General features: G+C 70.0%; 27 protein-coding genes, 1 tRNA gene and 1 pseudogene. 21 read left to right on the top strand and 8 right to left on the bottom strand.

Features of this window, described 5'->3' with window-relative positions:
• Positions 1-14: 14 nt before the first annotated feature.
• The 13 genes and pseudogenes from TS85_RS17025 to TS85_RS16970 all read left to right on the top strand — a co-directional run bounded on the left by TS85_RS17025 (position 15) and on the right by TS85_RS16970 (position 10,604).
• Positions 15-584, top strand: coding sequence for a head-tail connector protein (locus TS85_RS17025; protein ID WP_227698523.1), 570 nt, complete (start codon positions 15-17; stop codon positions 582-584).
• Positions 581-778, top strand: a complete 198-nt coding sequence (locus TS85_RS17020; protein ID WP_044336493.1) for a hypothetical protein — start codon at positions 581-583, stop codon at positions 776-778. The genes TS85_RS17025 and TS85_RS17020 overlap by 4 nt, the downstream gene beginning before the upstream one ends.
• Complete coding sequence (gene gp17 / locus TS85_RS17015; RefSeq protein WP_044333827.1) at positions 775-1,176, top strand: tail completion protein gp17; 402 nt, start codon at positions 775-777, stop codon at positions 1,174-1,176. Before TS85_RS17020 ends, gp17 begins: the two co-directional genes overlap by 4 nt.
• Before the next feature lie 395 nt (positions 1,177-1,571).
• Complete coding sequence (locus TS85_RS17010; RefSeq protein ID WP_044333826.1) at positions 1,572-1,979, top strand: phage major tail protein, TP901-1 family; 408 nt, start codon at positions 1,572-1,574, stop codon at positions 1,977-1,979.
• A gap of 113 nt (positions 1,980-2,092) precedes the next feature.
• Positions 2,093-2,410, top strand: a complete 318-nt coding sequence (locus TS85_RS17005; protein ID WP_077228671.1) for a gene transfer agent family protein — start codon at positions 2,093-2,095, stop codon at positions 2,408-2,410.
• Positions 2,407-2,628, top strand: a pseudogene (locus tag TS85_RS24810) (phage tail assembly chaperone); the annotation flags it as partial. The gene TS85_RS17005 and the pseudogene TS85_RS24810, both read left to right, overlap by 4 nt.
• A gap of 12 nt (positions 2,629-2,640) precedes the next feature.
• Positions 2,641-3,207 (top strand): hypothetical protein, encoded by a 567-nt coding sequence (locus TS85_RS17000; RefSeq protein WP_044336491.1) that lies wholly within the window; start codon positions 2,641-2,643, stop codon positions 3,205-3,207.
• The gene (locus tag TS85_RS16995; protein ID WP_044333824.1) at positions 3,207-5,465 is read left to right on the top strand and encodes a DUF2460 domain-containing protein; all 2,259 of its coding nucleotides are present in this window, start codon (positions 3,207-3,209) and stop codon (positions 5,463-5,465) included. Before TS85_RS17000 ends, TS85_RS16995 begins: the two co-directional genes overlap by 1 nt.
• The gene (locus TS85_RS16990; RefSeq protein WP_044333823.1) at positions 5,462-6,268 is read left to right on the top strand and encodes a DUF2163 domain-containing protein; all 807 of its coding nucleotides are present in this window, start codon (positions 5,462-5,464) and stop codon (positions 6,266-6,268) included. Before TS85_RS16995 ends, TS85_RS16990 begins: the two co-directional genes overlap by 4 nt.
• Positions 6,265-6,684, top strand: coding sequence for a hypothetical protein (locus TS85_RS16985; RefSeq protein WP_044333822.1), 420 nt, complete (start codon positions 6,265-6,267; stop codon positions 6,682-6,684). The genes TS85_RS16990 and TS85_RS16985 overlap by 4 nt, the downstream gene beginning before the upstream one ends.
• A gap of 1 nt (position 6,685) precedes the next feature.
• Positions 6,686-8,866, top strand: a complete 2,181-nt coding sequence (locus TS85_RS16980) for a GTA baseplate fiber-binding domain-containing protein (RefSeq protein ID WP_044333821.1) — start codon at positions 6,686-6,688, stop codon at positions 8,864-8,866.
• Positions 8,863-9,366, top strand: coding sequence for a DUF2793 domain-containing protein (locus tag TS85_RS16975; RefSeq protein WP_044333820.1), 504 nt, complete (start codon positions 8,863-8,865; stop codon positions 9,364-9,366). Before TS85_RS16980 ends, TS85_RS16975 begins: the two co-directional genes overlap by 4 nt.
• Before the next feature lie 101 nt (positions 9,367-9,467).
• Complete coding sequence (locus TS85_RS16970) at positions 9,468-10,604, top strand: OmpA family protein (RefSeq protein ID WP_044333819.1); 1,137 nt, start codon at positions 9,468-9,470, stop codon at positions 10,602-10,604.
• A gap of 114 nt (positions 10,605-10,718) precedes the next feature.
• Here the strand turns inward: TS85_RS16970 and ygfZ are convergent, their stop codons facing one another.
• A complete protein-coding gene (gene ygfZ, locus TS85_RS16965; RefSeq protein ID WP_044333818.1) occupies positions 10,719-11,459 on the bottom strand; it encodes a CAF17-like 4Fe-4S cluster assembly/insertion protein YgfZ in 741 nt (246 codons plus the stop codon).
• Between the two features lie 44 nt (positions 11,460-11,503).
• Here ygfZ and TS85_RS16960 point away from each other — a divergent pair, with 44 nt between their 5' ends.
• Complete coding sequence (locus TS85_RS16960) at positions 11,504-12,829, top strand: dihydroorotase (RefSeq protein ID WP_044333817.1); 1,326 nt, start codon at positions 11,504-11,506, stop codon at positions 12,827-12,829.
• A 37-nt stretch (positions 12,830-12,866) separates the two neighbouring features.
• On the opposite strand, the gene TS85_RS16955 is transcribed toward TS85_RS16960, so the two are convergent.
• On the bottom strand, positions 12,867-13,634 hold the full coding sequence (locus TS85_RS16955; protein WP_077228670.1) for a DUF1134 domain-containing protein: 768 nt from the start codon (positions 13,632-13,634) through the stop codon (positions 12,867-12,869).
• Between the two features lie 157 nt (positions 13,635-13,791).
• Between TS85_RS16955 and TS85_RS16950 the strand changes: the two genes are divergently transcribed.
• The 3 genes from TS85_RS16950 to TS85_RS16940 all read left to right on the top strand — a co-directional run bounded on the left by TS85_RS16950 (position 13,792) and on the right by TS85_RS16940 (position 16,353).
• Positions 13,792-13,884: transfer RNA gene (locus TS85_RS16950), tRNA-Ser, on the top strand.
• 19 nt (positions 13,885-13,903) lie between these two features.
• Entirely contained in the window at positions 13,904-14,686 is a 783-nt protein-coding gene (locus TS85_RS16945; protein WP_052507977.1) for a FadR/GntR family transcriptional regulator, read from the top strand.
• Between the two features lie 89 nt (positions 14,687-14,775).
• Entirely contained in the window at positions 14,776-16,353 is a 1,578-nt protein-coding gene (locus TS85_RS16940; protein ID WP_044333815.1) for an aldehyde dehydrogenase (NADP(+)), read from the top strand.
• 37 nt (positions 16,354-16,390) lie between these two features.
• On the opposite strand, the gene TS85_RS16935 is transcribed toward TS85_RS16940, so the two are convergent.
• The 4 genes from TS85_RS16935 to TS85_RS16920 form a co-directional block, all read right to left on the bottom strand.
• Entirely contained in the window at positions 16,391-17,428 is a 1,038-nt protein-coding gene (locus TS85_RS16935) for an aldose epimerase family protein (protein ID WP_044333814.1), read from the bottom strand.
• Positions 17,425-19,881: a glycoside hydrolase family 3 protein gene (locus tag TS85_RS16930; RefSeq protein ID WP_044333813.1), complete on the bottom strand. Its 2,457-nt coding sequence runs from the start codon at positions 19,879-19,881 to the stop codon at positions 17,425-17,427. The genes TS85_RS16935 and TS85_RS16930 overlap by 4 nt, the downstream gene beginning before the upstream one ends.
• Before the next feature lie 16 nt (positions 19,882-19,897).
• A complete protein-coding gene (locus tag TS85_RS16925) occupies positions 19,898-21,451 on the bottom strand; it encodes an ABC transporter permease/substrate-binding protein (RefSeq protein ID WP_044333812.1) in 1,554 nt (517 codons plus the stop codon).
• Between the two features lie 187 nt (positions 21,452-21,638).
• Positions 21,639-22,403: an ATP-binding cassette domain-containing protein gene (locus tag TS85_RS16920; protein WP_044333811.1), complete on the bottom strand. Its 765-nt coding sequence runs from the start codon at positions 22,401-22,403 to the stop codon at positions 21,639-21,641.
• 58 nt (positions 22,404-22,461) lie between these two features.
• Here TS85_RS16920 and TS85_RS16915 point away from each other — a divergent pair, with 58 nt between their 5' ends.
• Positions 22,462-23,247 carry an SDR family oxidoreductase gene (locus TS85_RS16915; RefSeq protein ID WP_044333810.1) on the top strand — a complete coding sequence of 262 codons (786 nt, stop codon included), beginning with the start codon at positions 22,462-22,464 and terminating at the stop codon, positions 23,245-23,247.
• Here the strand turns inward: TS85_RS16915 and TS85_RS16910 are convergent, their stop codons facing one another.
• Positions 23,248-23,535, bottom strand: a complete 288-nt coding sequence (locus tag TS85_RS16910) for a 4a-hydroxytetrahydrobiopterin dehydratase (protein ID WP_044333809.1) — start codon at positions 23,533-23,535, stop codon at positions 23,248-23,250.
• A 49-nt stretch (positions 23,536-23,584) separates the two neighbouring features.
• Between TS85_RS16910 and TS85_RS16905 the strand changes: the two genes are divergently transcribed.
• From TS85_RS16905 to TS85_RS16895, 3 genes are read left to right on the top strand one after another with little or no spacing between them, the layout of a single operon-like run.
• Positions 23,585-23,989 (top strand): metallopeptidase family protein, encoded by a 405-nt coding sequence (locus TS85_RS16905; protein WP_155006459.1) that lies wholly within the window; start codon positions 23,585-23,587, stop codon positions 23,987-23,989.
• A complete protein-coding gene (gene ccmA, locus TS85_RS16900; protein WP_044333807.1) occupies positions 23,986-24,552 on the top strand; it encodes a heme ABC exporter ATP-binding protein CcmA in 567 nt (188 codons plus the stop codon). The genes TS85_RS16905 and ccmA overlap by 4 nt, the downstream gene beginning before the upstream one ends.
• Positions 24,549-25,193 carry a heme exporter protein CcmB gene (locus TS85_RS16895; RefSeq protein WP_044333806.1) on the top strand — a complete coding sequence of 215 codons (645 nt, stop codon included), beginning with the start codon at positions 24,549-24,551 and terminating at the stop codon, positions 25,191-25,193. Before ccmA ends, TS85_RS16895 begins: the two co-directional genes overlap by 4 nt.
• 98 nt (positions 25,194-25,291) lie before the next feature.
• Here the strand turns inward: TS85_RS16895 and TS85_RS25525 are convergent, their stop codons facing one another.
• Entirely contained in the window at positions 25,292-26,230 is a 939-nt protein-coding gene (locus TS85_RS25525) for a hypothetical protein (RefSeq protein ID WP_155006458.1), read from the bottom strand.
• Positions 26,231-26,279: the final 49 nt, after the last annotated feature.

The raw sequence follows: 26,279 nt of genomic DNA, 5'->3' as shown, positions 1-26,279 counted from the left end.
GCGGGAGATCGACGATGTTCACGGGAATGAACCGCCCCGGCGCAATCGCGCTGGGGGCGGAGGACCGCGCCTCCGCGATTGCCGCGGTGCGACGGATGCTGCGCAGCATCGACGCGAGCGAAGATGAACTGATCGGCGGGCTGGCGGAGACCGCGCTGGGGCTGGCGGAGAGCTTCATCGGGCTGGCGCTGATCGCGCGGACGATGACCGAGACGATCGCGGCGGGGGGCGCGTGGCAGCCGCTGGGCGCAGTGCCGGTGCGGGCGATCACCGGCGTCGGCGCGATCGGCGCGGACGGTGGCACGACTCCGCTGGCGAGTGCGGGCTATGCGATCGACATCGATGCGCTGGGCCAGGGCTGGGTAAGGCTGACCGGCGGCGCGGCGACGATCGTGGTGACGTTCGAGGCGGGACTGGCCGATGGCTGGGACGCATTGCCGCCGGGGATCGCACAGGGCGCGACGATGCTGGCGGCGCATCTGTTCGAGGCGCGCGGGGGCGATGCGATGCCCCCCGCCGCGGTTGCCGCATTGTGGCGACCGTGGCGGCGGATGCGGCTGCGCGACGCGCGGCGCTGCGCATGATGGAGGGGCTGGCGGCGCGAGGGCGCCGTGCGGGTGAGGCGGCGGCGGCGCGCGCGGCGGCAACGCTGGCGCAGCGGCTGGGCGAGGCGATGCCGCAGGCGCACGTCGTGCAGGACGAGGCGGGCGTGACGGTCAGCGGGCGCGGGCTGCGCGACGATCCGGCGCTGCGCTGGGTGGGAGGATTGCTGCGATGAGCGTGCAGGGGATTTTGCAGGAGGCATTGCGCGCGGCGCTCGCGGGGCATGCGCCGCTGGCGGGCGCGGTGACGGCGATATTCGACGCGCCGCCGGTGCGCGCCGCGCGCCCCTATGCGCTGATCGACGAAGCGGTGCTGGTCGATTGGGGGACCAAGGACATGGCCGGCCGCGAGGGGCGGATCGCGGTGCGGATCTTCGACAGTGGCGAGCGGCCGGTGCGGTTGCGGGGGCTGGCGGGGGCGGCGGAGGACGCCGTCGCGGCGATGCCGGTGGTGCTGGGCGAGGGCTGGCGGATCGCGAGCCTGGTGCTGCTGCGCAGCCGGATCGTGCGCGAGGGCGAGGCGCGATGGGTCGCGACGAGCGAGTGGCGGGTGCGGTTGTTGCGCAGCGGGTGAGGGAGCGTGTTCCCCCGTCCGCTTGCGGGAGGGGGTGGGGAGGGCGGCGACGTTCTATGTCGGCCCCTCCCCCGGCCCTCCCCCGGCCCCTCCCCGGAGGGGAGGGGAGCGTGTTTGGCGGGCGTTCGCTCCCCTCCCTGCAAGGGAGGGGCTGGGGGTGGGTTCGGCACCGGTCGGGGCTCGATGCCCCGACCGGTGGCTCATCTGCGAACGTAGAAGCTCGGGCTACGCCCTCGCACCCACCCCTGACCCCTCCCTTGCAGGGAGGGGAAAGTGTTTGGGGCGACGGGATCGCGCGGCTTCTATTTCGGCCCCTCCCCCGACCCCTCCCCAGAGGGGAGGGGAGCGCATTTGGCGAGCGGGACTTCGAACCAACTTCAGACAGGAGAACCAATATGGCGGCGGAGAAGGGTAGTGCGTTCCTGCTCAAGGTGGGGAATGGGGCGGTGCCGGTGGTCTATGCGACCGTGGCGGGGCTGCGCACGACGCAGTTGAGCGTCAATGGCGAGACCGTGGTCATCACGTCGAAGGATTCGGGCGGGTGGCGCGAATTGCTGTCGGGGGCGGGGGTGCGATCGGTGAGCGTGTCGGGCGCGGGGGTGTTTACCGGCTCCGCCGCCGAGGCGCGGGTGAAGGCCAATGCGCTGGCGGGCGTGCTCGACGATTACCGGCTGAGCTTCGAGAGCGGCGAGAGCATGACCGGGCGCTTCCTGGTCACGCGGCTGGACTATGCCGGGGATTTCAACGGCGAGCGCAGCTATACGCTGAGCCTGGAAAGCTCCGGGCCGGTGGTGAGCGCGTGAGCGCGGTTGATGGCGGGCTCGGTGAGACACCGACCCACCCAGTGCCGGGTGAACAGCGCCCCGCGCTGTTCAGGCCATGCCGGGGGCATGGCCGACCCGACACTCCCCTCCCTGTGAGGGAGGGGAGTGCGAATGCGGCACGGGGCGAAGCTGAGCTGCGGATTGGCGGTGCGGTACTGGTGCTGCGCCCGAGCTTTCAGGCGCTGGTCGCTGCCGAGGGCGAAGTGGGGCCGTTGTTCGCGATGGTCGAGCGCGTGGCCGAGGGGCGGCTGAGCCTGTCGGAGATGGTCGCGCTGTTCTGGCATTGTGTTGTCGAGCTGCCCGACGGGATGACCCGCGAACGCTTCGCCGATGCGGTGGCGTCGCGCGGGCTGGCGGCGAATATGCCGGCGCTGAAGATGCTGATCGGCCAGATATTGGCGGGGCGGTGACGCTCCTTCGTCAGGCTCAGGACGGGCCCGTTCGGCAGGCTCAGGACAGGCGCTTTGCCGACTCCGCGGTGCGGCTGGCGGGGGTGGCGGGAGTGGCGCTTGGCTGGACGCCCGAGATTTTCTGGAACGCGACTCCCGCCGAATTGGCGGCACTGGCGGCGGCGGTGTCCGGGCCGGTGGTGGCGCCGCCCGATGCCGACATGCTGGCACGGTTGAAGGAGCATTTCCCGATGGATGAAGAAATCGAACGGCTGGTGGTGTCGGTGCGTGCCGATACCGCCGCATTCGCGCGCGACGTGGCCGAGATGCGCGGGAGCCTGGAGGGGCCGCTGGCCGATGGCGTGGATCGGGCGGGGCGCGCCATCGAGGGTGCGCTGGGCAAGGCGATCCGGACGGGGAAGCTGGGCTTCGAGGATCTGCGCCGCGTCGCGCTGTCGGTGGTGAACGAGATTGCGGCATCGGCGCTGCACGATCTGGTGGGGAGCGTGCTGGGCGGATCGGGGACGAGCGGCGGCGGGTTGCTGGCGTCGCTGTCGGGGCTGGTCGGCGGCGCGCCGGGGCGCGCGACGGGCGGGCCGGTGAGCCCCAACCGCCCCTATTGGGTGGGCGAGCGCGGCCCCGAGCTGTTCGTGCCGACCGGGGCGGGGAGCATCGCGGCGGCGCAGGGCGGGGGTGCGCGCGACGTGCGCGTGTCGATCACCGTCCAGGCGGGCAGCGGCGAGGCGCCGCGGGCGCTGGCGCAATCGAGCCGGCAGGTGGCGCGCGCGGTCAAGGCTGCGCTGGCGGGAGTCGAGTGATGGGCTGGTGGCTGGCGGAGGCGCGCGGCGGGCAGGCGGCGGGGACGGTGTCGCGCTTCGACCCCGTTTACTGGACCGTCAATTTCCCGCGTCCGATGATGGCGAGCGTCGTGACGACGGCGCCCGATGCGCTGCGCGTCGATGCGGTGTTTTACCGGCAGGACGATCTGGCGGGGCTGATCTGGGAGGCCGAGGACCGGCACGACCATGCGTTGTTGCGGTACGAGACGCGGCGCGATTTCCGGGGGTGCCGGTTGCGGTTTCGCTGGCGGTCGGCGGGGGTGGTGGCGCTGGACGCGGTCAACGGCCCGGTGCTGACGATCGAGGGGCGCGATGCCGGGGGCGTGGCGCGCTCCTGGTATGTGCGGCTGTGGAATTATGCGTTGGGCAGTCCCGAGGACGCGCTGGTCGCGATCGACTTTGCCGCGCTGGACGCCGGCTATCTGCTGCCGGGCGAGGCCGATCCGGTGTTCGCAGGCGATGTCGACCGGATGTTCGTGTCGCTGGTGCCGGAGGGGTACACGGGGGCCGATGCGGCGCTGGCGGCGCCGGTCGAGGGCTGGGCCGAGATGAGCGGCATTGTGTGCGAGGGGCCGGGGGCGGTGCTAAGCATTGGGGATGTCGTGGTGCCCGAGCATGGGCTGCGCATCGCGAGCGGCTATGACGACAGCTACAACCTGACGCCGGCGCGATTGCTGCGCAACCTGCTCCAGCTCGGCTATCGCGGGGACATCCTGCACTATGTCGGGATGAGCCATTATTTCCGGCTCGAGGCGCATTCGGGGGGCTATTATGTCGGGCTCGCCGGGGGGGCGCTGAACGTCGCGTGTGCGGCGTGGCATCGCGATTTCGCGGCGCGGGCGAAGGCGCTGGGGCTGGGGGTGATCTGGTCGCTGTCGTACGAGCTGTTCGACGCGCATTGCTGGGGCGACTGGAAGCAGCGGGCGGCGGACGGGAGCCCGGCGCTGACCGGGTGGAGCCCGCCCTCGACATTGTTGTCGCCGGCGCAGGGCGGGGCGATGGCGTATCTGCGCGCGGTGGCGGCGGCGTTTGTCGGGATCGCGGTGGACGCGGGGCTGGCGGTGCGCTTCCAGATCGGCGAGCCGTGGTGGTGGGTGATGGCCGATGGGCGGCTGTGCATCCACGACGCGGCGGCGCGGGTGGCGCTGGGCGATTCGGCGGAGCAGAATCTGCGCGGGGTGGTGGAGACCGGCGTGCTCGATGCGGCGGGGGCGCTGCTGGCGGCATCGACGCTGGCGTTGCGCGATGCGGTGCGAGGGGTGGCGCCGGGGGCGGAGGTGTTGCTGCTCGCCTATCTGCCGACCGTGCTCGACCGCGCGATGCCCGAGGCGCGGCGGGCGAACCTGCCGCTGGGCTGGGCGCGGCCTGCATTCGATGTGCTCCAGTTGGAGGATTATGACTGGGCGGCGGCGGGGGATGCGGCGGCGACGGCGCGGGGGATTGCGGCGGTCGAGGCGCGGCTGGGCTATCCGGCGGGGGCGCAGCATTATCTGGCGGGCTTTGTGCTGCGCCTCGAGGATCGCGGCCAGTGGCGCGCGATTGCCGGGGCCGCGGAGGCTGCGCGGCGGCGGGGGGTGGCGCAGACCTATGTCTGGGCACTGCCGCAGGTGCTGCGCGACGGGTTCGTCCATTTCGACCAGGAGGAGGATGGCATGGTGGCTTTCGACGAGGTGCGCTTCCCGATCGCGCTGGGGCGCGAGGCGGAGGTTTCGACCGAGGTCTCGACGGCGATCGTGACCAGCGCGGGCGGGCATGAGGCGCGCAATGCCGAATGGGCCGAGGCGCGGACGCGCTATGACGTGGGGCCGGGGGTGCGATCCGAGGCGGACATCGCCGCGCTGATCGCGTTCTTTCGCGCGCGGATCGGCCCGGCGCGGGGGTTCCGGCTGCGCGACCCGTTCGACTGGCAGGGGGTGGACGAGGTGCTGGGCACCGGCGACGGCGCGACTTCGGGGTTCGCGCTGGTCCGGCAGTATGGTGACAGCGTGCGGCGGATCACGCGGCCCGTGGTGGGGAGCGTGCAGATCACGGTCGGCGGCGTGGCCACCAGCGGGTTCACGGTCGGGCCCGGCGGGATGGTGACGCTCGACGTGCCCCCGGCGGCGGGCGCGGTCGTTACTGCGACCTTCGACTTCGACATGCCGGTGCGCTTTGCCGAGGACCGGCTGGACGTGAGCCGCGCGACTTTCCTTGCGGGCATGGCGGCGTCGGTGCCGCTGGTGGAGATCCGCGAATGACCGCGCTGGAGGGGGAACTCACCACGATCGCGCTGTGCTGGCGAGTCGAGCGGCGCGATGGGGTGGCGATCGGGCTGACCGCGCATGACCGCGACCTGACCATCGACGGCATGACCTATCGCGCGGCGCCGGGGATGACGCCGAGCGCGATCGCGCGCAGCGCCGCGCTCGATGCCGACAGCATGGACGTGACTGGCGCGCTCACCAGCGCCGCGATCAGCGAGGCGGACTTGCTCGCCGGGCGCTGGGACGGGGCGCGGGTGCGCGTGTTCGCGACCGACTGGACCGCGCCCGACGCGGGCATTGCGCTGGGCGAAGGGACGATCGGGGCAGTGGAAACCCAGAACGGCGTGCTCACCGCCGAGCTGCGCGGTGTCGCGGCGGCGCTCGAGCGGCCCGTGGTCGAGGAGACCTCGCCCGAATGCCGCGCCGAACTGGGCGATGCCCGGTGCCGGGTGGCGATGGCGGGGCGGCGGCGGTTTGCGCGGGTGATCGGCAGCGACGGCGCGGTGCTGACGCTCGACGCGAGCGAGCCGAGCGCGGATTGCTACGGCGGCGGGCGGTTGCGGTGGTTCGGGGGCGCCAATTCGGGGCTGGAGGATGCCATCGCGCATTCGGCGGGCGCCGTGGTGGTGCTGCGCCGCGCGCCGCGTTTTGCCGCCATCGGCGCGCTGGTCGAGCTGAGCGAGGGGTGCGCCAAGAGCATCGCGATGTGCGCCGAGCGATTCGGCAACGCCGCCAATTTCCGGGGCGAGCCCTATTTGCCGGGGATCGACCTGCTCACGCGCTACCCCGGCGGATGAGCGCGGGCGCGCGCGTCGTCGCGGCGGCGCGTGGCACAGTCGGCGCGCGGTTCCGGCTGCACGGGCGCGACGTCGAGAGCGGGCTGGATTGTGTCGGGCTCGCTGCGCTGGCGCTGGGCGCAGGGGGTGCCGGCGGCGTGGTGCCGCAGGGCTATCGGTTGCGCAGCGGTGATGCGGCGCGCGTGGCCGCGACAATCGAGACATGGGGGCTGACCGGCGTTGTCGATGCGCAGCCGGGCGACCTGCTGCTGCTGGCCGCAGGGCCGGGGCAGATCCATCTGGCGATCGATAGCGGGGACGGCATCGTCCATGCCGACGCGATGCTGCGACGCGTGGTCGAACGACCGGGCGCCCCGCCCTGGCCGGTGATCGGGCGGTGGCGGATCAACGAGCGGCGCATCAACCAAGGGGAATGACATGGCGAGCGTGGTTCTGACCATGGCGGGCGGCGCGATCGGCGGGCCGTTCGGGGCGGCGCTGGGCGGCGTGCTGGGGGGCGTGTTCGACCGCGAGGTGCTGTTCAAGGCGAAGGGGCGCGAGGGGCCGCGGCTGAACGAGCTGCGCGTCCAGACCTCCTCCTATGGCACCCAGATTCCCCGGCTGTTCGGCGCGATGCGCGTCGCGGGGACGGTGATCTGGGCCACCGACCTGATCGAGCATCGCAGCCGCGAGGGCGGCAAGGGGCAGCCGACCACGACGACCTATAGCTATACGGCGAGCTTTGCCGTCGCGCTGTCGGCGCGCCCGGTGCTGGGGGTCGGTCGCATCTGGGCGGAGGGCAGTCTGTTGCGCGGGGCGGCGGGCGATTTCAAGGTGACGACGGGGTTCCGGCTCCATCCCGGGAGCGAGGATCAGGCGCCCGACCCGCTGATCGCCGCCGCCGAGGGCATCGGCCGCGCACCCGCGCACCGGGGCATCGCCTATGCAGTGTTCGAGGACCTGCCGCTCGCCGATTTCGGCAACCGCATCCCGTCGCTGACCTTCGAGGTCTTCGCCGATACGGGCGGGTGCGACCCGGGCATAATTCTGGCCGAGATCGGCGAGGGCGCATTGGCGGCGGAGGGCCCGATGCCGGCGCTGGCGGGGTTTTCGGCCTATGGCGCGAGCGTGCGTGCGGTGGCCGAGACCCTGAGCGACGCGCTGGGCGGGTGGTTCCGTGCGGACGGCAACGCGCTGACGCTGTGCCGTGGCGGCGGCGACGCGGTGGCGGTCGAGGATGCAGGCGCCGGGCGCGACAGCGAGGGACGGTCGCGCGGCGCGCGGAGCATCGCCGCCGCCGACGCCGCGCCGCGCGCGCTCAGCCTGGCGCATTACGACCCCGCGCGCGATTACCAGGCAGGCATCCAGCGCGCGGTGCGCCCGGGACCGGGCAACAGCGAGAGCCGAATCGAATTGGCCGCCGCGATCGATGCGAGTGCGGCGAAGACTCTGGCCGAGGCGGCGCTCGCGCATGCCGAGCAGGCGCGCGAGCGGCGGACGCTGGCGCTGCCGTGGCGCGCGCTGGCGATCCGTCCCGGCGCGCGCGTGACGATCGCCGACGCGCCGGGGCAGTGGCGCGTCGCGCGCTGGACGCTGGAGCGCATGGTGGTGTCGCTGGAATGCGTCGGCATCGCGCCCGAGCTGCCCGACGCGGCGGCAAGCGCAGGGCGGGTGCTGGCGGCGCCCGACCGGACGATCGGCGCGACCGAGATTGCGGTGTTCGAGCTGCCGCCGATCGATGCGGGCGCCGCGACCGTGCCGCGGCTGGCGGTCGCGGCGGCGGGGAGCGGCGCGGGGTGGCGCGGGGCGGCGCTGCTGCTCAGCGTCGATGGCGGCGCGAGCTGGTCCTCCGCGGGCGCCACCGCGCTGCCCGCAGTGATCGGGCGAATCGCGGTGCCGCCCGGGGCGGGCTGTGCCGCGCTGGAGGATCGGATGCATGCGCTGGACGTCGAGCTGGCGAACGCGGCGATGGTGCTGGGGGACGCCGATGCGGGGGCGCTGTGCGACGGGGCAAACCTGGCGATGGCGGGGGACGAGCTTTTCCAGTTTGCGCGCGCCGAGCCGCTGGGCGGGGCGCGATGGCGGCTGCACGGGCTGTGGCGCGGGCGGCGCGGGACCGAGGCGGCGATCGGCACACAGGCCGTGGGGGACCGATTCGTGCTGCTCGCCGCCGACACGCTCGCGCTGCTCGACTTGCCGAGTGCGAGCATCGGGCGCGATGCCGCGATCCTGGCGAAAGGAGTGGGCGACGACTCCGCAGGCGTTTCCGGCGGTGCACCGATTCGCGGAATCGCGCTGGTCCCGCCCGCGCCGGTGCATCTTATGGCTGAGCGCCAGCCCGATGGAAGGACGGAGGTTCGCTGGGTTCGCCGAAGCCGGACCGGATGGGCGTGGCTCGACGGGGTCGACGCGCCGCTGGGCGAGGAAAGCGAGCGCTACCTGGTCGCGTGGACACCCGTGTCCGGAAGCACACGCAGCGAGGAGGTCTTCGCACCTGCAGCAACGCTGAGCGCCGCCGATCGGGCGGTCGCGTCGACGCTCAGCATCCGTCAGATCGGCGCAAACGGGCTGTCGCCCCCCGCCGTCCTCACCCTGCCCCCTCTGGGAGATTTCGCATGACCGACATGATGACGCCGCGGCTATCGCTGCCCCTGCTCCAGCCCGGGCAGGCGCAGAAGGAAATGTCCCATAATGAGGCGCTTTCGCTGATCGACCTCAGCGTGCAGGCGGCGGCGGAGGGGGTTTTGTCAGCGCCGCCGACCGATCCCGCAGAGGGACAATGCTGGATAGTGGGTGCCGGCCCCACGGGGGCATGGTCCGGCCATGCCCATGCGATCGCCGGATGGACGCCGGGCGGGTGGAGAATGGTGCAACCGCGAGAAGGAACGCGGCTGTGGATCGACCAGACTAGCGGATTTGCCCTGTTCCGCGGCGGCGAATGGCGCTTTGGAGAGGCGCATGGAAAAGTTTTTATCGGCGGTTTACAGGTAGTTGGCGAAAGAATGCCCGACATAGCGGAACCCATTGGGGGGTTGGTGGTTGATGGCGCAGCGCGAGCAGCTATCATCGCGGTGCTGGAAGCATTGCGCGTCCACGGCCTGATTGGAACGGCGGTGTGACGTATATGCAACAGTAGCGGATTTGTTCGCTTGCGCAGAAACTTTCGTTTCGGTAGTGAGTTTGTCGCTGTCCGTAGTGACAACTAAGAAAGGGGATTATTATGCGGAAGCTGGCCGTTATTCTGGCACTCGCGACCACCGCACTGAGCACGCCCGCCCTCGCACGCGACGACGCGTGGTATGTGGGCATCGAGGGCGGCGCCATGCTGGTCGAAGATATCGATTTCAACCTGGCATATCGCCCCGACGCCGCCAAGGCAGACCACAAGTACGGCTTCGACGTCGCCGGCACCGTGGGCTATGACCTGGGTCCGGTTCGCCTGGAGGCTGAAGTCAGCTACCGCAAGGCAAGCGTCGATGGATATTCGTCCACGCTGACCACGCCGGTCGCCGGCGCAAGCGGCGCGTACACCAACCGTGCGCCCGGTTCGTTCGACTATGCCGGTGGCAGCTCGTCGGCGCTCAGCTTCATGGTCAACAGCCTGTTCGACTTCGGCGATGACGATGGCGTCCAGGGTTTTGTCGGCCCCGGCCTCGGCGTTGCACGCGTCAAGGAAAAGATCGGCCTGAACACGCGCGGCAACTTCCTCGACGATTCGGACACGGTCGTCGCATGGCAGGTTCTCGCGGGCGTCCGCGCACCCCTGAACGACTCGATCGACGTTTCGCTGAAGTATCGCTTCTTCAACGCACCGGGCGTCGAGCTGACCGACATTGCGGGTCGCAACACGTACTTCCGCTATCGCTCGCACTCGATCATGGGCGGCCTGGTGTTCAACTTCGGCGCACCGGCTCCTGAACCGGCTCCGGCTCCGGCGCCTGAGCCCGCACCGGCACCGGTGTGGACCCCGACCCCCGAGCCGACCCCGGTCGCTCCGGTCGTCCAGTGCACTCCCGGACCGTATATCGTGTTCTTCGACTGGGATAAGTCGGACATCACGCCGGAAGCCGCGAGCATTCTCGACAATGCCATCAGCAACTATCAGAACTGCGGCAACTCGAAGGTCATGCTGGCCGGCCATGCCGACCGTTCGGGTTCGGCAAGCTACAATGTCGGTCTCTCGCAGCGTCGTGCAGACGCGGCGAAGGCATATCTCACCAGCCGCGGCATCTCCGACGGCGTGATCTCGACCGAAGCGTTCGGCGAAAGCCGCCCGCGCGTCGAGACCGCCGATGGCGTCCGCGAGCTCCAGAACCGTCGGGTGGAAATCCAGTACGGTCCGGGCGCTGGCATGTAAGCCACGCCGATCCCTTTGGGGATTGGACGGAAATCAGGGGAGGCCGGGCAACCGGTCTCCCCTTTTTCGTGTCTTGAAGCGTTCGGCTATGTCGAGGCGCGGCGTTGCGCGGCCTTATACTTTGTCGGCGGGCGTCAGCGCGGCTGCCAGCCAGTCGGGGACCAGCGCGTCGCCCAGCGACTCGACTCGCCGCAGTTCGACCATCAGGCCGAGCTCGGGATAGGTTGCGCGGGTGCGCTCGCCCGGCGCACCGAGCGGTGCCACGACCAGCCGCCGGTTGACCTTGGCGCGATAGTGCATCCGTGCGGTGTTCTCCTGCCCGACATAGCAGCCCTTCGCGAAGCCGACGCCGTGCAGTTCCTCGGCATTGCATTCGAGCCAGAGCGTCTTGTCCTGCCCAAGTTCCTCCATGCCCTCGGTGACGCCGAGCGACAGCCGGTGCGCGCGCCAATCGGACGCGGGAGTGCTCTGCGCCGGGCCGAGCCAGCGCCGGCCGAGCGCGGCAAGGCGCGGATCGGGGGCGCCCTGGTCCCCGGCGCGCGCCCAATGCACCCCGCCCTCGACGGGATCGATCGTGATCGCGCGCCGCAGCCGGTACATCGCCAGCCGCCGCGCCAGCGTCTCGCGCGCGCTCGCCTCGCAATCGATCAGGATCGCGTCGCCCTCGTCCCACAGCAGGAAATCGAACAGCGCCTTCCCCTGCGGGGTAAGCAGACCGCTCCAGGCGGGGGCCCCCGGCGCGACGCGGGCGAGGTCCTGCGTCAGCAGTCCCTGAAGAAAGCCGCGGACGTCGTCGCCGGCGATCCGGAGCAGCGCGCGATCGGCAAGCCATGTGCCGGGACTGGTTTCGCTCATCCCGAACAGGTAGGAGGCGCAAGGCTTTGGCGGAAGAGGCGAGTATGGCGAGCGTCGATCTAAAACTCACGGGCGGGCGCGTATATTTGCCCAGCGGGCCGGCGGCGGTCGATGTCGGCGTGTCCGGCGGACGGATCGTGGCGATCGGCACCGTGGGCGACGCCGGCGAGACGATCGACTGCACCGGGCTCGACGTGCTGCCTGGGGTGATCGACAGCCAGGTCCATTTCCGCGAGCCGGGGCTGGAGGCCAAGGAAGACCTGGAGAGCGGCAGCCGCGCCGCCGTGCTGGGCGGGGTGACTGCGGTGTTCGAGATGCCGAACACCAAGCCCAATACCGATTCGGCCGAGGCGATCGCCGACAAGCTGGCCCGCGCGAAGGACCGGATGTGGTGCGACCATGCCTTTTACGTCGGCGCGACCAATCACAATGCGGCGGCGCTGGCCGAGCTGGAGCGGCTCCCGGGGACGGCGGGCGTGAAGATCTTCATGGGCGCGTCGACCGGCGACCTGCTCGTATCCGACGACGATAACCTGGCGCGGGTGCTGGCATCGGGGCGTCGCCGCGTGGCGATCCACGCCGAGGACGAGTTCCGGATGCAGGAGCGGCTCGGCGAGCGAATCGCGGGCGACCCGGCGTCGCACCCGGTATGGCGCGACGACGAGAGCGCGATCCTGGCGACCCGGCGCATCCTGCGGCTGGCGCGCGCGGCGCGGCGGCGCATCCATGTGCTGCACGTCACGACTCCCGCCGAGCTGGCATTGCTGGGGCAGAACAAGGACATCGCGACCTGCGAAGTCACGCCGCAGCACCTGACGCTGGCGGGCGAGGACGCCTATCCGCGGCTGGGCAGCTATGCGCAGATGAACCCGCCGATCCGGTCTGGGGCGCATCGCGACGGGCTGTGGGAGTGGCTGCGCCAGGGCGTCCCCGACGTGCTGGGGTCGGACCATGCGCCGCATACGATCGCCGAAAAGGCGCAGGACTATCCCGCCTCGCCCAGCGGCATGCCCGGCGTCCAGACGCTGCTGCCGCTGATGCTCAACCATGTCGCGGAGGGGCGGCTGACGCTCCAGCGGCTGATCGACCTGACCAGCGCCGGGCCGCAGCGGATCTTCGGGATCGTCGGCAAGGGGCGGATCGTGCCGGGCTATGACGCCGATTTCACGATCGTGGATCTGAAGGCGCAGTGGACGATCGAGGAAAGCTGGCTCGCGTCGCGCTGCGGATGGTCGCCGTTCACGGGGATGGCGCTGACCGGCAAGCCGATGGGGACGATCGTGCGCGGCAATCGCGTGATGTGGGACGGCGAGCTGGCCGAGGCCGCGATCGGCGCACCGGTGCGGTTCGAGGCCGTGGAATTCGGCTGAGGCGCGAGGCCTCAGCCGCCCGCGCGGGGATGCGCGATCAGAACGGCATCCACTTCTTCTTCTCGCTGAACTTCATATACCCCGCGTTGATCCCGAGCCGCCAGCCGACGCCGAGCCGCACCGGGATCAGCACGACGTCGCCGCTGCGCATATAGCTCGCCGAGAAGCCGCCGACGAAATAGACGCGGCCCTCGCCCGCGGGGAAGCGCTTGTACAAATCCTGTGAGTCGAACAGGTTGTACACGAGCACGAACACCTTGTTCGCATCGCCGCCCAGGTCGAAGCCGACCGAGGGGCCGGTCCAATAGACTTTGCGGTTGCCCTCGACCTTGTGGAACATCTCGCCCGAGCCGTAGCGCAGCCCGATCCCGATCGCGCCCGACGCCTCGCGCCCGGCGATATAGGCATTGGGTTCGCCCTGTTCCTTCAGGATATTCTCGATGATCCCGGCAAGCCCCGACGCGCCCTTGCCGAACACCCCCTCGGCTGCGCCGATCAGATCGTCATGCTGGAAGGTGTCGGTCGCCCGTTCGCGCGTGGTGGCGGCGGTGGCGGGCGCCTGCGGATCGCGGGCCGGCGCGGTGTCGCGCTGCGGCGGGCGATAGGCAGTGCCCTGATCCTGTGGGTAAGCGGGCTCCTGCGGATAGGCAGGGTCCTGCGGTGCGGGACTCTCCTGCGGCGCAGGGGCTGTCTGGAGGTCCGAATCGATCCCGGTGTTCGGGTCGATCGTCGTCATCTGCGCCATTGCGGGCGCGGTGCTCACACCCAGCATTGCCGCGGCAGCCCATAGCATCAACGCCCGCATACGCATTCCAACACCCCCAAAAGACGCTGCACGCTATGCCTGCCGCCCTGTCGCTGCAATGAACGGAGCGGTCAGACGAGTCGATTTCACGTTGGAGCGGTTCTGCCGTTGATCGCGCGAGAGACCCTCGCTATAGGCCTCCGCTCGGGCCCTTTCCGGAGACGTGGGTGAGTGGCTGAAACCAGCGGTTTGCTAAACCGCCGTAGGGGGATTACTCCTACCGAGGGTTCGAATCCCTCCGTCTCCGCCAAAATTGCCCAAGGGATTGGATGACCGACGCTCGGCCCGCACCCCCCAAGAAAATCCGGATCAGGCCTGCGCGGCCGCGGTCGCTGCGGCTCCACGGCACCGTCGCGCGCGAACTGGGCATCCGTATCGTGTCGGGTGCGCTCCAGCCCGGCGAGATACTGGAAGGCGAGATCGCCGCCAGCGTCCAGTTCAACGTGTCGCGCACCGCGTATCGCGAGGCGATCCGTATCCTCGCCGCGAAGGGCCTGGTCCATTCGCGCCCCAAGATCGGCACGCAGGTCAGCCCGCGCAGCGAGTGGCAGCTGCTCGATCCCGACGTGCTGGCCTGGACCTTTTCGGGAGAGCCGGACCCGGAACTGATCGTCAGTCTGTTCGAGCTGCGGCGCATCGTCGAGCCCGATGCCGCGCGGCTGGCGGCGTTGCGGCGGACCGACGCGCAGCTGGCGCGGATGAAGGCGGGGCTGGACGGTGTCGCGCGGCACAGCTTCGCGACCGAACAGGGACGGTGCTGCGACGAACAGTTCCACTTTGCGCTGCTCGAGGCATCGGGAAACGACTTCATCATTTCGCTGACGCGCGGGGTGGCGGCGGCGATCGCCTTTACCACGGCGTTCAAGCAGGATCGGCTGCCCGCGCCCCACGACGCGCTGCCGATCCATCTGCGCGTGTACGATGCGATTGCCGCCGGCGACGCGCAGGCTGCGCATGATGCGATGGCGAAATTGGTCGATCTGGGGCTCGCCGACACAATCGAGGCGAGCGACCCATCGGCGCGCGGGCGCAGGCTCAGCCTGTGCTGCTGAGGCCGCGCGGCATTGAACCGGGCGCCCCCAGGCCTTAAATGCCCTCGGGCATGTTACCGCTAACGTCCATCGAGATCGGGAGAGTTTGAATGTCGCTGACTGGGGATCTTTTTATCGCGTCGAAGCGCGTTCAGCGCGACGGCGCCGGCTTCAAGGCCGTGGCCGCCGCCACCGGCGCCGAGATCGAGCCGCGCTTCAGCGTCGCGACGGTTGACGACGTGGCGACCGCGACGGCTGCCGCCGCCGCCGCTTTCCCGATCTATGCCGCCCTGCCGCGCGAACGCCGCGCCGAATTCCTCGAAGCCATTGCCGAGGAAATCGAGGCGCTGGGCGACGAACTGGTCGAGCGTGCGATGGTCGAGAGCGGCCTGCCCAAGGCGCGGCTGACCGGCGAGCGCGGGCGTACTGCGGGCCAGATGCGGCTGTTCGCGAAGGAAATCCGCCTCGGCGAATATCTGCGCGCGCGCATCGATCACGCAATCCCCGATCGCCAGCCCGCGCCCAAGCCCGACCTGCGGCTGCGCATGGTGCCGCTGGGGCCGGTGACGGTGTTCGGCGCCTCCAACTTCCCGCTCGCCTTCTCGGTCGCGGGCGGCGACACCGCCTCGGCACTCGCCGCGGGTTGCCCGGTGATCGTGAAGGGCCATTCGGCGCATCCCGGCACCGCCGAGCTGGTCGCCAGCGCGATCGTCAAGGCGGCGGAGCGCACGGGCATGCCCGAGGGCGTGTTCTCGCTGATCAACGGCCCCGGCAATTCGGTGGGGCAGGCGCTGGTCACCGATCCGCAGATCAAGGCGGTGGGTTTCACGGGATCGCGCGGCGGCGGCGTCGCGCTGATGAAGCTGGCGGCGGCGCGCCCGGTGCCGATCCCGGTCTATGCCGAGATGAGCAGCGTCAACCCGGTGTTCCTGCTGCCGGAAGCGCTGAAGGCGCGCGCCGAGGCGCTGGGCACCGCCTATGTCGCGTCGGTGACGATGGGCGCGGGGCAGTTCTGCACCAATCCGGGCCTCGTCCTCGCGATCAACGGCCCCGACCTTGAGCGTTTCCTGAGCGCCGCATCGGCGGCGATGATGGGCGCGCCGTCGCAGACGATGCTGACCCCCGGCATCCACAAGGCCTATGAGAGCGGCGTCGCGCGGCTGGCATCGGCATCGTCGATCACCAAGCTGGCCGAGGGGCTCGCGCCCGAGGGGCCGACCAACGGCCAGGGCGCGCTGTTCACGATGACCGGCGCGGACTTCATCGCCGATCCCGGCCATGCCGAGGAAGTGTTCGGCGCGACCTCACTGCTGGTGCGCTGTGCCGATCTCGACGAGCTGCTCAAGGTCGTGGCGCTGCTGGAGGGCCAGCTTACCGCGACGCTGCACCTCGATGCGGGCGACCACGCCGTCGCGCAGACGCTGCTCCCGCTGCTCGAGAATCTGGTCGGGCGTATCCTTGCAAATGGCTGGCCGACGGGTGTCGAAGTGACCGACGCGATGGTCCATGGCGGGCCCTATCCGTCGACCGCCGATGGCCGCAGCACCTCGGTCGGCACGCTGGCGATCGACCGTTTCCTGCGCCCGGTAAGCTATCAGGACCTGCCCGAGGCGCTGCTCCCGGCGGAGCTGCGTGACGGCGAGACGATCGTCCCGCGCCGCGTCGACGGGAAGCCCACGGTCGCCTGATCAGGGGACAGGATCGAACAAAGGCCTTTCCCGGCGATCAGCCGGGGAAGGCCTCTTCGTCTGTGGCGGCAACGCGGAAGCGGAACGCCATGTCGTGGCGATAGACCTGTCCGGGATCGAGCCGCGCGCTCGGGAAATCGGGGCGGTTGGGGCTGTCGGGGAAGAACTGCGGTTCGAGGCACAGCCCGCCGCGCGGCGGATAGGCGTGGCCCCCGGTTCCCGGCGCGCCGCCGCCCAGATGGTTGCCGGTATACAGCTGCAACCCCGGCTTCGACGATTCGAGATCGAGCACGCGCCCCGATTGAGGGTCGAACAGCGTCGCGATCCGGCGCGGCGTGCCGAACGCACCGTCGAGCACCAGATTATGGTCATAGCCCTGGCCGAGCCGGAGCTGGTCGTCGGGCGCGTCGATCCGCTCCCCGATCGCGTGGGGGGTGCGAAAGTCGAATGGCGTCCCCGCGACATCGGCGAATGCGCCGGTCGGGATCATCGCGGCGTCGACCGGCGTCATCCGGCTCGCCTCGACCTGGAGCCGGTGGCCGAGCACATTCGTCCCGCTCGCTTCGCCCGCCAGGTTGAAATAGCTGTGCTGGGTCAGGTTGCAGACCGTCGCGCGATCGGTCGTCGCGGTCAGCGCCACGGCCAGCCCGTCTTCCTCCAGCGTGTAGCGCGCCTCGGCGCGGAGCGTGCCGGGGAAGCCGTTCGTGCCATCGGGGCTGACCAGCGCGAAGGTGACCGACCAGGCATCTTGCGCGACCACGCTCCAGAGCTGTTGGTCGAAGCCTAGCGGCCCCGAATGCAGGCTGTTCGCGCCGTCGTTCGCCGCGATCGCGAACGGCGTCCCGTCGAGCGTGAACCGCGCGCCGCCGATGCGATTGGCATAGCGCCCCACCACCGCGCCGTGAAAACTCGGCGGGCCACGATAGGCGTCGAGGTCGCGATAGCCGAGCACGACATTCGCCACGCTGCCGTCGCGCCCCGGCACCTCCAGCACGCGCAGCGCCGCGCCCAGCGTGAGGAACTGCGCGCGGAAGGCTCCGCGCGCAATCTCCACCGTCTGGATCGCCCCGGTCATTTGCCCGGGCAGATCGATGCGTTGGGATCGGACACGATCCGCGCCTCGGCAATCGCGAAGGACAGCGGCCCCGATGCCTCGATCACCACGGGTGCTACGACCTTGCTCAGGTCGACGCCGTTCTGCTGATAGCATTTGAGCAGGATCTTGGCGGTGCGCCACGTCCCCGTCTGGCCGGTGAACAGGCTGGTCGCGTCGATCGCCCCCTTGTTGGTGCCGCCCTCCATCAGCAGCCGGACCGGGCCGGTCGCGGGCGCCTCCAGGCGATAGGTCAGCTGGAGCGACAAGTCGGCATTGGCCTCGCGGCTCAGGTCCAGTTCGCGCCCGCCGATGCGCAGCGTCGCCTTGCCCGCGGGCCAGCTGAGCAGCTGGCCGCCCTCCTGCGTCGCCGGGCCCTCGACGGTCGTTCGCTTGATGCCGCTGTCGGTCGCGAACGAGAAGGGTGCCGGCGCCGCGCCGCGCGCGAAGAACACGCTGGTATTGGCGAGCGAGGCGTCGACGCCCGATTCCTCGCTGAGCGCGGGCACGCTGCCCGGCTTGGCATAGGTCAGGCCGTAACCCAGCGCGAACAGCGGGTCATAGCCCGGCTGCCCCTTGTTGAGCGTGAACTGGCCCGCGGTCTTGGGCCAGCTGAACGACAGCCGCCCGTGGAAGTCGCCGCGCGGCTTGCCGCCCGTGTCGCCCACCAGCACATCGGCGATCGCGCCGCCCTCGCTCCCCGGCAGCCATGCCGCGACGAATGCGTCCGACGCATTCAGCTCGGGGTTCACCCAGAGCGGGCGACCTGAGAGGAACACCGACACAACGGGAATCCCCGCCGCCCTAAGCGTACGGAGCTGCGCCAGCGCCTGTTTGTCGCCGGGCTGGAATTCCAGCGTGCGGATGTCGCCGCGCATCTCGGCATAGGGTTGTTCGCCGAACACGACGATCGCGACGTCGGGCTTTGCCGTGAAGCTGCCATCGGGCGAGAGCGTGGCGGTGCCGCCGCCTGCCGTCACGGCCTTCTGGATGCCTGCAAAGATCGATTCGGCGTTGGGGAACAGCTCATTGCCATTGCCGTCGCCCTGCCAGCTCAGCGTCCAGCCGCCGGTCTGCATCCCGATCGAATCGGCGCCGGGGCCGGTGACGAGAACCTTTGCCGACGCCTTGATCGGCAGCACGCCGCTGTTCTTGAGCAGCACCAGCGACTTGGCCGCCGCCTCGCGCGCCACGGCGCGGTGCGCGGGGGCGCCGAGCACCCCGGCCTTGCCCTCGATCGGGCGGGCGGGGTCGAACAGCCCCAGCTTGACCTTCACGCGCAAGATGCGGCGCACGGCATCGTCGATCCGCGCCATCGGGATCGTGCCGTCCTTTGCCTGGCGCAGCGTCGAATCGAACAGCCCCTTCCAGCTATCGGGCGCCATCGCCATGTCGAGCCCGGCGTTGAACGCGACCGGGCAATCGGTGTTGGTGCAGCCGGGGACCTGGCCATGGCCGTTCCAGTCGCCGACGACGAAGCCTTCAAACCCCATCCGCCCTTTGAGCACATCGGTGAGCAGCGATTTGTTGCCGTGCATCTTCGCGCCGTTCCAGCTCGAATAGCTGGCCATCACGGTCATCGTGCCGGCTTCGATCGCGGGCGGGTATCCCGCGCCGTGGATCGCGACCAGTGTCGCCTCGGACACGCGGGCATCGCCCTGGTCGATGCCGTCATGGGTGCCGCCATCGCCCAGGAAATGCTTGGTGCTGGCCGCGACATAGCCCTTCTGGATGCGGTTGGTGGTACCGGGCTTGCCCTGGATACCCTCGACCATCGCGCCGGCCAGCCCGCGGACGATCGCCGGGTCCTCCGAATAGCCTTCATAGGTGCGGCCCCAGCGATCGTCCTGCGGCACCGCGACGGTCGGCCCGAACGCCCAGTCGGGGCCGGCGGCGGCGGTTTCGATCGCGGTGACCTCGCCGATGCGGCGGAGCAGAGCGGGGTCGTTGGCGGCGCCCAGCCCGATATTGTGCGGGAATATCGTCGCGCCGACCACATTGTTGTTGCCATGGACCGCATCGACGCCGAACAGCAGCGGGATCGGCGCATGCTTGCCGCGCGGCTCCATCGCCACGGCGCGGAAGGCGCGCGCGGTCTCCACCCAATCGGCCTGGGGCGAGCGGTCATTGCCCGACAGCGGCGGCGAATTGCCCCCGGCGAGCACCGATCCGAGCGGATATTGGCGAAGCTCCTCGGGCTTCATCGCGCCGATATCCGCCTGGATCATCTGGCCGATTTTCTCCTCGACCGTCATCTGCGCGAGCAGCCCGTCGACGAACGTCTCGGTCGCGGGATCGCTGAGCCCCTGGCTCTTCGCGGCGGGCCATTTGGCGGGATCGGCGACTGTCTGGCCAGACAGCGTTGTCGGCGAAGTTTGCGCAAAAGCCGGTGCGGACACAAGGAAAGTCGTCGCCAGAAGCAGCTTGATACCCATCAGAATCTCTCCGTCCCTATTCTCTTGTGCGAGCGTTACCAGAAACCTCGCGGCCAAGTCCACGCTCCAGCCAGCGCGCTGCGTCTTCGGGCGATGCCTTGGCCTCGTCGCGGTCGACGCGGTAATTGGCCTCGCGCATCCGCTCGACCGAAATCGCCCCGACCAGCGGGCGCAGCGCCGCCACGAAGCGTGCATCATCGCCGCGCGACGGCGCGAGCAGCAGCACCGCGTCATAGCCCGGAATCGCGCCCTTGGGGTCTTCGAGCACCGCGAGATGGTCGGCGGCGATGCGCCCGTCGGACGAGAAAGCGGGGATCACGTCGGCGCGCCCGCTCGCCAGCGCGCGGTACATGAAGGTCGGCTGATAGGGATGCGCCGCCTTGAACCGCAGCCCATAGGCATCGCGCACCGCACGCCATTCGGGGCGCTCGAGGAACTCGACATCGGTGGCGAATTCGAGATGCGGCGCCTGCTCCGCAAGGTCGGCCAGGCTGCGGATGCCGCGCCGCCGGGCATCGTCGCCGCGCATCGCAAAGGCATAGGCGTTCTCGAACCCCAGGCTGCCGAGCAGCGTCACGCCATGCTCGCGCTTCGCCCATTGGGCGACTCCGGCGACGATCGCGGCGCGCGGGGGCACGTCGCTGCGCTGCATCTGGTTGGTCCACAGCGTGCCTGAATAGTCGACATAGACGTCGATATCGCCGCCCGCGAGCGCACTGAACGCCACCGCCGAGCCTAGCCCCTCGCGATAGCGGACGGTATAGCCCGCCGCCTCCAGCCGGTGGCCGATCACGCGGGCGAGGATATATTGCTCCGAAAAGCCCTTCGCGCCGACCGTCACGACCCCCTTGCCCGCGGGCCATGCGGGCGCGAGCGCGACCAGCGCGCCGGCCAGCAATACGCCCAGGCTCGCCCAGACCAGCCCGCGCCGCCGCCGCGCAATCCCAATCTCGGCCAGCCCGAGCAGCGCGTCGACGACCAGCGCCAGCCCCACCGCCGCGACGCACCCGGCGAGCACCAGCGCCCAGTTCTGCGTCTGGAGCCCCGCAAAGATCAGGTCGCCCAGGCTCGGCTGGCCGATCGTGGTGGACAGCGTCGCCGCCCCGATCGTCCACACCGCCGCAGTGCGGATTCCGGCCATCAGCACCGGCGCGACCAAAGGCGCCTCGACCAGCCGCAGCTTCTGCGCGCGCGTCATCCCCATGCCGTCGGCCGCCTCGATCACCGCCGCGTCGATGCCCGCAAGCCCGGTGACGCCGTTGCGCAGGATCGGCAGCACCGCATAGAGCGACAGCGCGAGCAGCGACGGCAGGAAGCCCAAGGCCGGAATCCCCCCGCCGACCAGCGCCGACAGCGACAGCAACAGTGGATAGAAGAGCGCGAGCAGCGCGAGGCTGGGAATCGTCTGGATCAGGCTCGCCAGCCCCAGCGCGACCCGCGCCACGCTTCGATGCCGCGCCGACAGGATCGCGAGCGGCACGCTGACGACCAGCCCCAGCAGCAGCGCCGCGAACGCCAGCAACAGATGCTGCGCGAGCAACTCGGGCACGCGGGCAAAGGCGGCGGTCAACTTACTCCTCCCCGGAACGGGGAGGGGGACCAAGTTTCCAGCACCCTCACCCTTCCGGCGCTTCGCGCCTCCCTCCCTCTCCCAACGGGAGAGGGAAGGGGCCCGCCGCCGGAGGCGTTGGGAAGGGTGAGGGCGACAACGGTGGATAGGCGACCACCCCGCGGCCCCCCGGACGATCGCACCCCCCTCACGCCCCCAACTCCGCCAGCCGGTGCGCCTGTTCGCGCGGCACCGCGACCAGCGCGTCCGCTGCCGGCCCGGCCTTGCCCGCCAGCACCTCCCGCGGGGATGCGTCGGCGACGACGCGCCCCGCCTCCATCACCAGGACGCGATCCGCGAGCAGCAGCGCCTCGGCCATGTCGTGCGTCACCAGGATCGTCGTCAGCCCCATCGTCGCGTGCAACGCGCCAATCGCCTTGCCCAGCGCGTCGCGGGTGACGGGATCGAGCGCGCCGAACGGCTCGTCGAGCAGCAACAGCTTCGGCCCGGTGGCGAGCGCGCGGGCGACGCCGACGCGCTGGCGCTGCCCACCCGACAGCGCATCGGGCATCCGTGCGGCGATCACGCCGGGCAACTCCACAAGCGCGAGCAGCTCCGCCACCCGCGCCGCGACGTCGCGCTGCCCCGCCAGCCGCAGCCCGATCGCGACATTCTCGCCCACCGTCATATGTGGGAACAGCCCGACATTCTGGAACACATATCCGATCCGCCGCCGCAGCGCCGGGGCGGGTTCGGCGGCCACCGGCGCGCCGTCGATCCACACCGCGCCGTCGCTCGGCTCGATCAGCCGGTTGACCATCTTGAGCAGCGTCGACTTGCCCGATCCCGACGCACCGACCAGCGCGACGAAGCTGCCCCCGGCAATCTCCAGCGACACCGAATCGACCGCGACGGTGGCGCCATAGCGCTTACTGACATTTTTGAAGGTTACGCGGCGGGTTTGCTCTGGCATCGCGCCGGGTTGTGCGGGATGATCGCGCAAAGGTCAAAAAAAGCAACAGGAGCGGGGCATGGGGCAGACGGCGATCTTCATCACCGGCGGCGGTTCGGGCATCGGGCGTGCGGTGGCCGTGCATTTCGCCGCGCGCGGCTGGCGCGTCGGGCTGGCGGACATCAGCGCGGCGGGGCTGGAGGCGACCAAGGCGCTGCTCCCGCCCGGCATGGCAACCACCCATGTGATGGACGTGCGCGACCGCGACCAGTGGCGCGAGTCGCTCGATGCCTTTGCGGTTGCCAGCGGCGGGCGGCTCGACGTGATGTTCAACAATGCCGGGATCGCGGTGGGCGGCCCCTTCGCCACCGCGACCGACGACGAGATCGACCGGATCGTCGGCATCAACCTGGTCGGCGTCATCAACGGCGCGCGCGCCGCCTATCCGCTGCTCAAGGCGACTCCGGACTCGGCGCTGGTCAACACCGCGTCGGCGGCGGCGATTTATGGCTCGGCGGGGCTGGCGCTCTATGCCGCGGTCAAGTTCGGGGTGCGCGGGTTATCGGAAGCGCTCGACGGCGAATGGGCGCGCGACGGGATCAAGGTTCGCGTGCTGATGCCTAGCTTCATCGACACCCCGCTCCTCGATTCGCCCGTGTCGGGGACCAACTATAGCGCGCGCGATTCGGTGCGCGCCGCCGGGCTGGAATTCACCCCGCTCGACGCCGTCGCCGAACAGGTATGGAAGGCGGTGCAGGGCGATAAACTGCATGTCATCGTCGGCAAGACTGCGCGCCGCCTCGCCTTTGCCGCGCGATGGATGCCGGGCAGGCTGCGCCGGCGGATGCGCGGGGGAATCGCCTGACTACAGCAGCGCGTCGATCGCGTGCGCCATCTGGATATCGCGGGTCGACAGCCCGCCCGCATCATGCGTGGTCAGCACGATGTCGACGCGGTTCCACACGTTCGACCATTCGGGGTGGTGATCGGCCTTGTCCGCCAGCAGCGCGACTCGCGTCATGAACCCGAACGCTGCGCTGAAATCCTTGAACAGGAAGCGCCGCTCGATCGCGTCGCGTGTCGAATCATAGCGCCAATCGGGTAGCGCCGCGAGCGATTCGGTCCGCAATCCCTCGGTCAGCCGCACCACCATCGTCGCTCTCCCTTGCCGCGTGTCGCCTGCACCGCCTATGGGTTCGCGGATGAGCGGGCAAGCGCCAACCCATGCGCCGGACGCAGCGAGGATCGAGGCGCTGGCCCGCGCCGCGCTGGCGCGCATTCCGGAGCCGTTCGCGGCGCATCTGGGCGACGTGGTGCTGATCGTCGAGGATTTCGCCGATGACGAGACGCTCGACGCGCTCGGGATCGAGGACCCGTTCGACCTGACCGGGCTCTACCATGGCCGCCCGATCGGCGAGAAATCCTTGTTCGATTCGGGCGCGCTGCCCGATCGCATCCATTTGTACCGCCGCCCGATCCTCGACGAATGGGTGGATAGCGGCGTGACGCTGGAGGCGCTGGTCAGCCATGTCGTCGTCCACGAAGTCGGGCATCATTTCGGGTTGTCCGACGACGATATGCACGCGCTGGAAGACTCGGCGGAGTGAGCGGGACCCTGGCGTTCCGCGATGTCGCGTGCGTGCGCGGGGGGCGGCTGTTGTTCGAGGGGCTCAGCTTCGCGCTGGCACCCGGACAGGCGGCGTTGGTCGTCGGACCGAACGGCACCGGCAAGTCGAGCATGATCCGTATCGCCGCCGGGCTGCTGGCGCCCTTCGCCGGGAGCGTCGAAGGCGAGGGCGCGCGCGCGCTGCTGAGCGAAGCCGCCGCGCTCGATCCCGAACTGAGCGTCGCCGCCGCGCTGGGCTTCTGGGCGCGGATCGACGGGACGGCGGACATTGCCCCTGCACTGGAGGCGGTGGGGATGGCCGATTTGGCGCAGGTTCCGGTGCGGCTGCTCTCCACCGGCCAGCGCCGCCGCGCCGCGCTGGCACGGGTGGTGGCGAGCGGGGCGCCGGTGTGGCTGCTCGACGAGCCTGCCAACGGGCTGGACGTCGCGTCGGTCGCGGCGCTGGAAGGGCTGATTGCGCGGCATCGGGCGGGCGGAGGAATCGCGCTGGTCGCGACGCATCTGCCGCTGGCGCTGCCCGATGCGGTGGAGGTGCGGCTGTGACCGGCTTCGCCGCGATCGTGTGGCGCGAATTGCGCCGCGCGTGGAGCACCGGCGGGCTGCTGATGCCGGTTGCGTTCTTCCTGCTCGTCGCGATCCTGTTCCCCTTTGCGATCGGGCCCGACGCGAAGCTGCTCGCGCGCGTCGGCGGCGGCGTGATCTGGGCGGCGGCTTTGCTCGCGGCTTTGCTCCCGGTCGAGCGGCTGGTCGCGCCCGATGCGGAGAGCGGCGTGCTCGATCAGTTCGCGGCGCGCGGGATTGCGGACGCGACCGTGGCGGCGGCGAAGATGCTCGGCCATTGGCTGGGCTTCGCACCCGCGCTGCTCGCGGCCAGCGTGATCGCGGCGGGGCTGCTCCAGATACCGGGCGCGACGCTGGCACCGATCCTGCTCGCGCTGGCGATCGGCACGCCGGGGCTGGCGGCTTTGGGCGTGGCGACGGCGGCCTTGGTCGCGGGGCTGCGCGGGGCAGGGGCGCTGGCGGGACTAGTGATGCTGCCCTTCGCGGTGCCGCTGCTGATCTTCGGCGCAGGCGCGAGCGGCGATCAGCCGGGGGCCTTCAAGCTGCTGGGGGCGGTGAGCCTGTTGCTGGTCGCGGGATGCCCGTTCGTCGCGGGGGCGGCGATTCGGATGGGGCGGAGCTGAGGCGCTGAGTCGCGGGGCAAAAAGAAGGTAGAGGTTCGCGCAGAGGCGCGGAGGCGCAGAGAAGAGGCGGGCCTCGCGCCGTCAACGTCGCGTTCTCGTTACGGGGATTTTGTCCATGGCGGCGGCGTGGCAGGGCCGCCACAGGATCGGAGTGTCGCAAGGCAGGATTGCCCACGCGCCGCATTGACGGCACAAATTCCCCAAAGCTCCGGCAACGCCATACGCGGGCTCGGATATTGGCTGGCGAGCGGGCCTACGATGCAGCTAACCTTGCGATCGTCGGCGTCCCCCAGTTCGGCGCGATACCAAAATGCATCCGCCAGCGACTCCTGACGCTTTGCGTGAAAATGGGCCGCCAGGGCGCGCGCGAAATACGAAGGGAACGCGTAGAACGATCCCGTCGCTTTGCTCAAAAAGCCGGGAGAGGCACCGAACAGGAAATTCCTTGTCCGCTCAAAGCACGGCAGGGCGATGACATCCTCCCATAGGACCGCTTGCTCCCCACCGTCGATCAGCGATTGGCGAAAGCCGATCCACGCATACAGCACAAACAGTTCGACTGTTATACGATCGTTCTCGCCGCGAAAGCGACGCGCTTCGATGGTGCAGACGGAAACGAGATGGTGTCGGATTGTACTTCGGGCGCTGGCAAGCGCGCCTGTAAAATCCGCAGGGGCAGACTTGTGCAGGTCGGCTAGCACGCGATTATAGGCGGCAACGGCATCGGCGATCGGCGGTGACTCTTCACCAAATCCCGGCAAACCGACGTGATCGGGATTGAGAATGCCGATAAGGTCGAGCCTTATATCCAGCGTGCCGCACTGGCGCGCTGCTTCGTCTCCGCCTGGCGTGTAGCAAGTGGCGCCGACTCGGGACGCGCCGGATCGCGTCGGGAACCCTCCAACGTTGATTACAAGGTTCTCAGCAGACAGAGTCGTCGGAATCGTGGCCTGTGGCGGCGCGCCGCACGAACCCAACGCGAACGCAAGGGTGCCGAGCAGGGCGGTGCGCCTTGGGGCGACGGGTAGCGCGCTCACTGGCGCACCACGGGCAGACCGGGTGAATCATAGGGCATGGACCGCCGAA

It is taken from the genome of Sphingomonas hengshuiensis, assembly GCF_000935025.1.
Taxonomy (GTDB): Bacteria; Pseudomonadota; Alphaproteobacteria; order Sphingomonadales; family Sphingomonadaceae; genus Sphingomonas; species Sphingomonas hengshuiensis.
This window is presented reverse-complemented; position numbering and strand designations above follow the sequence as displayed.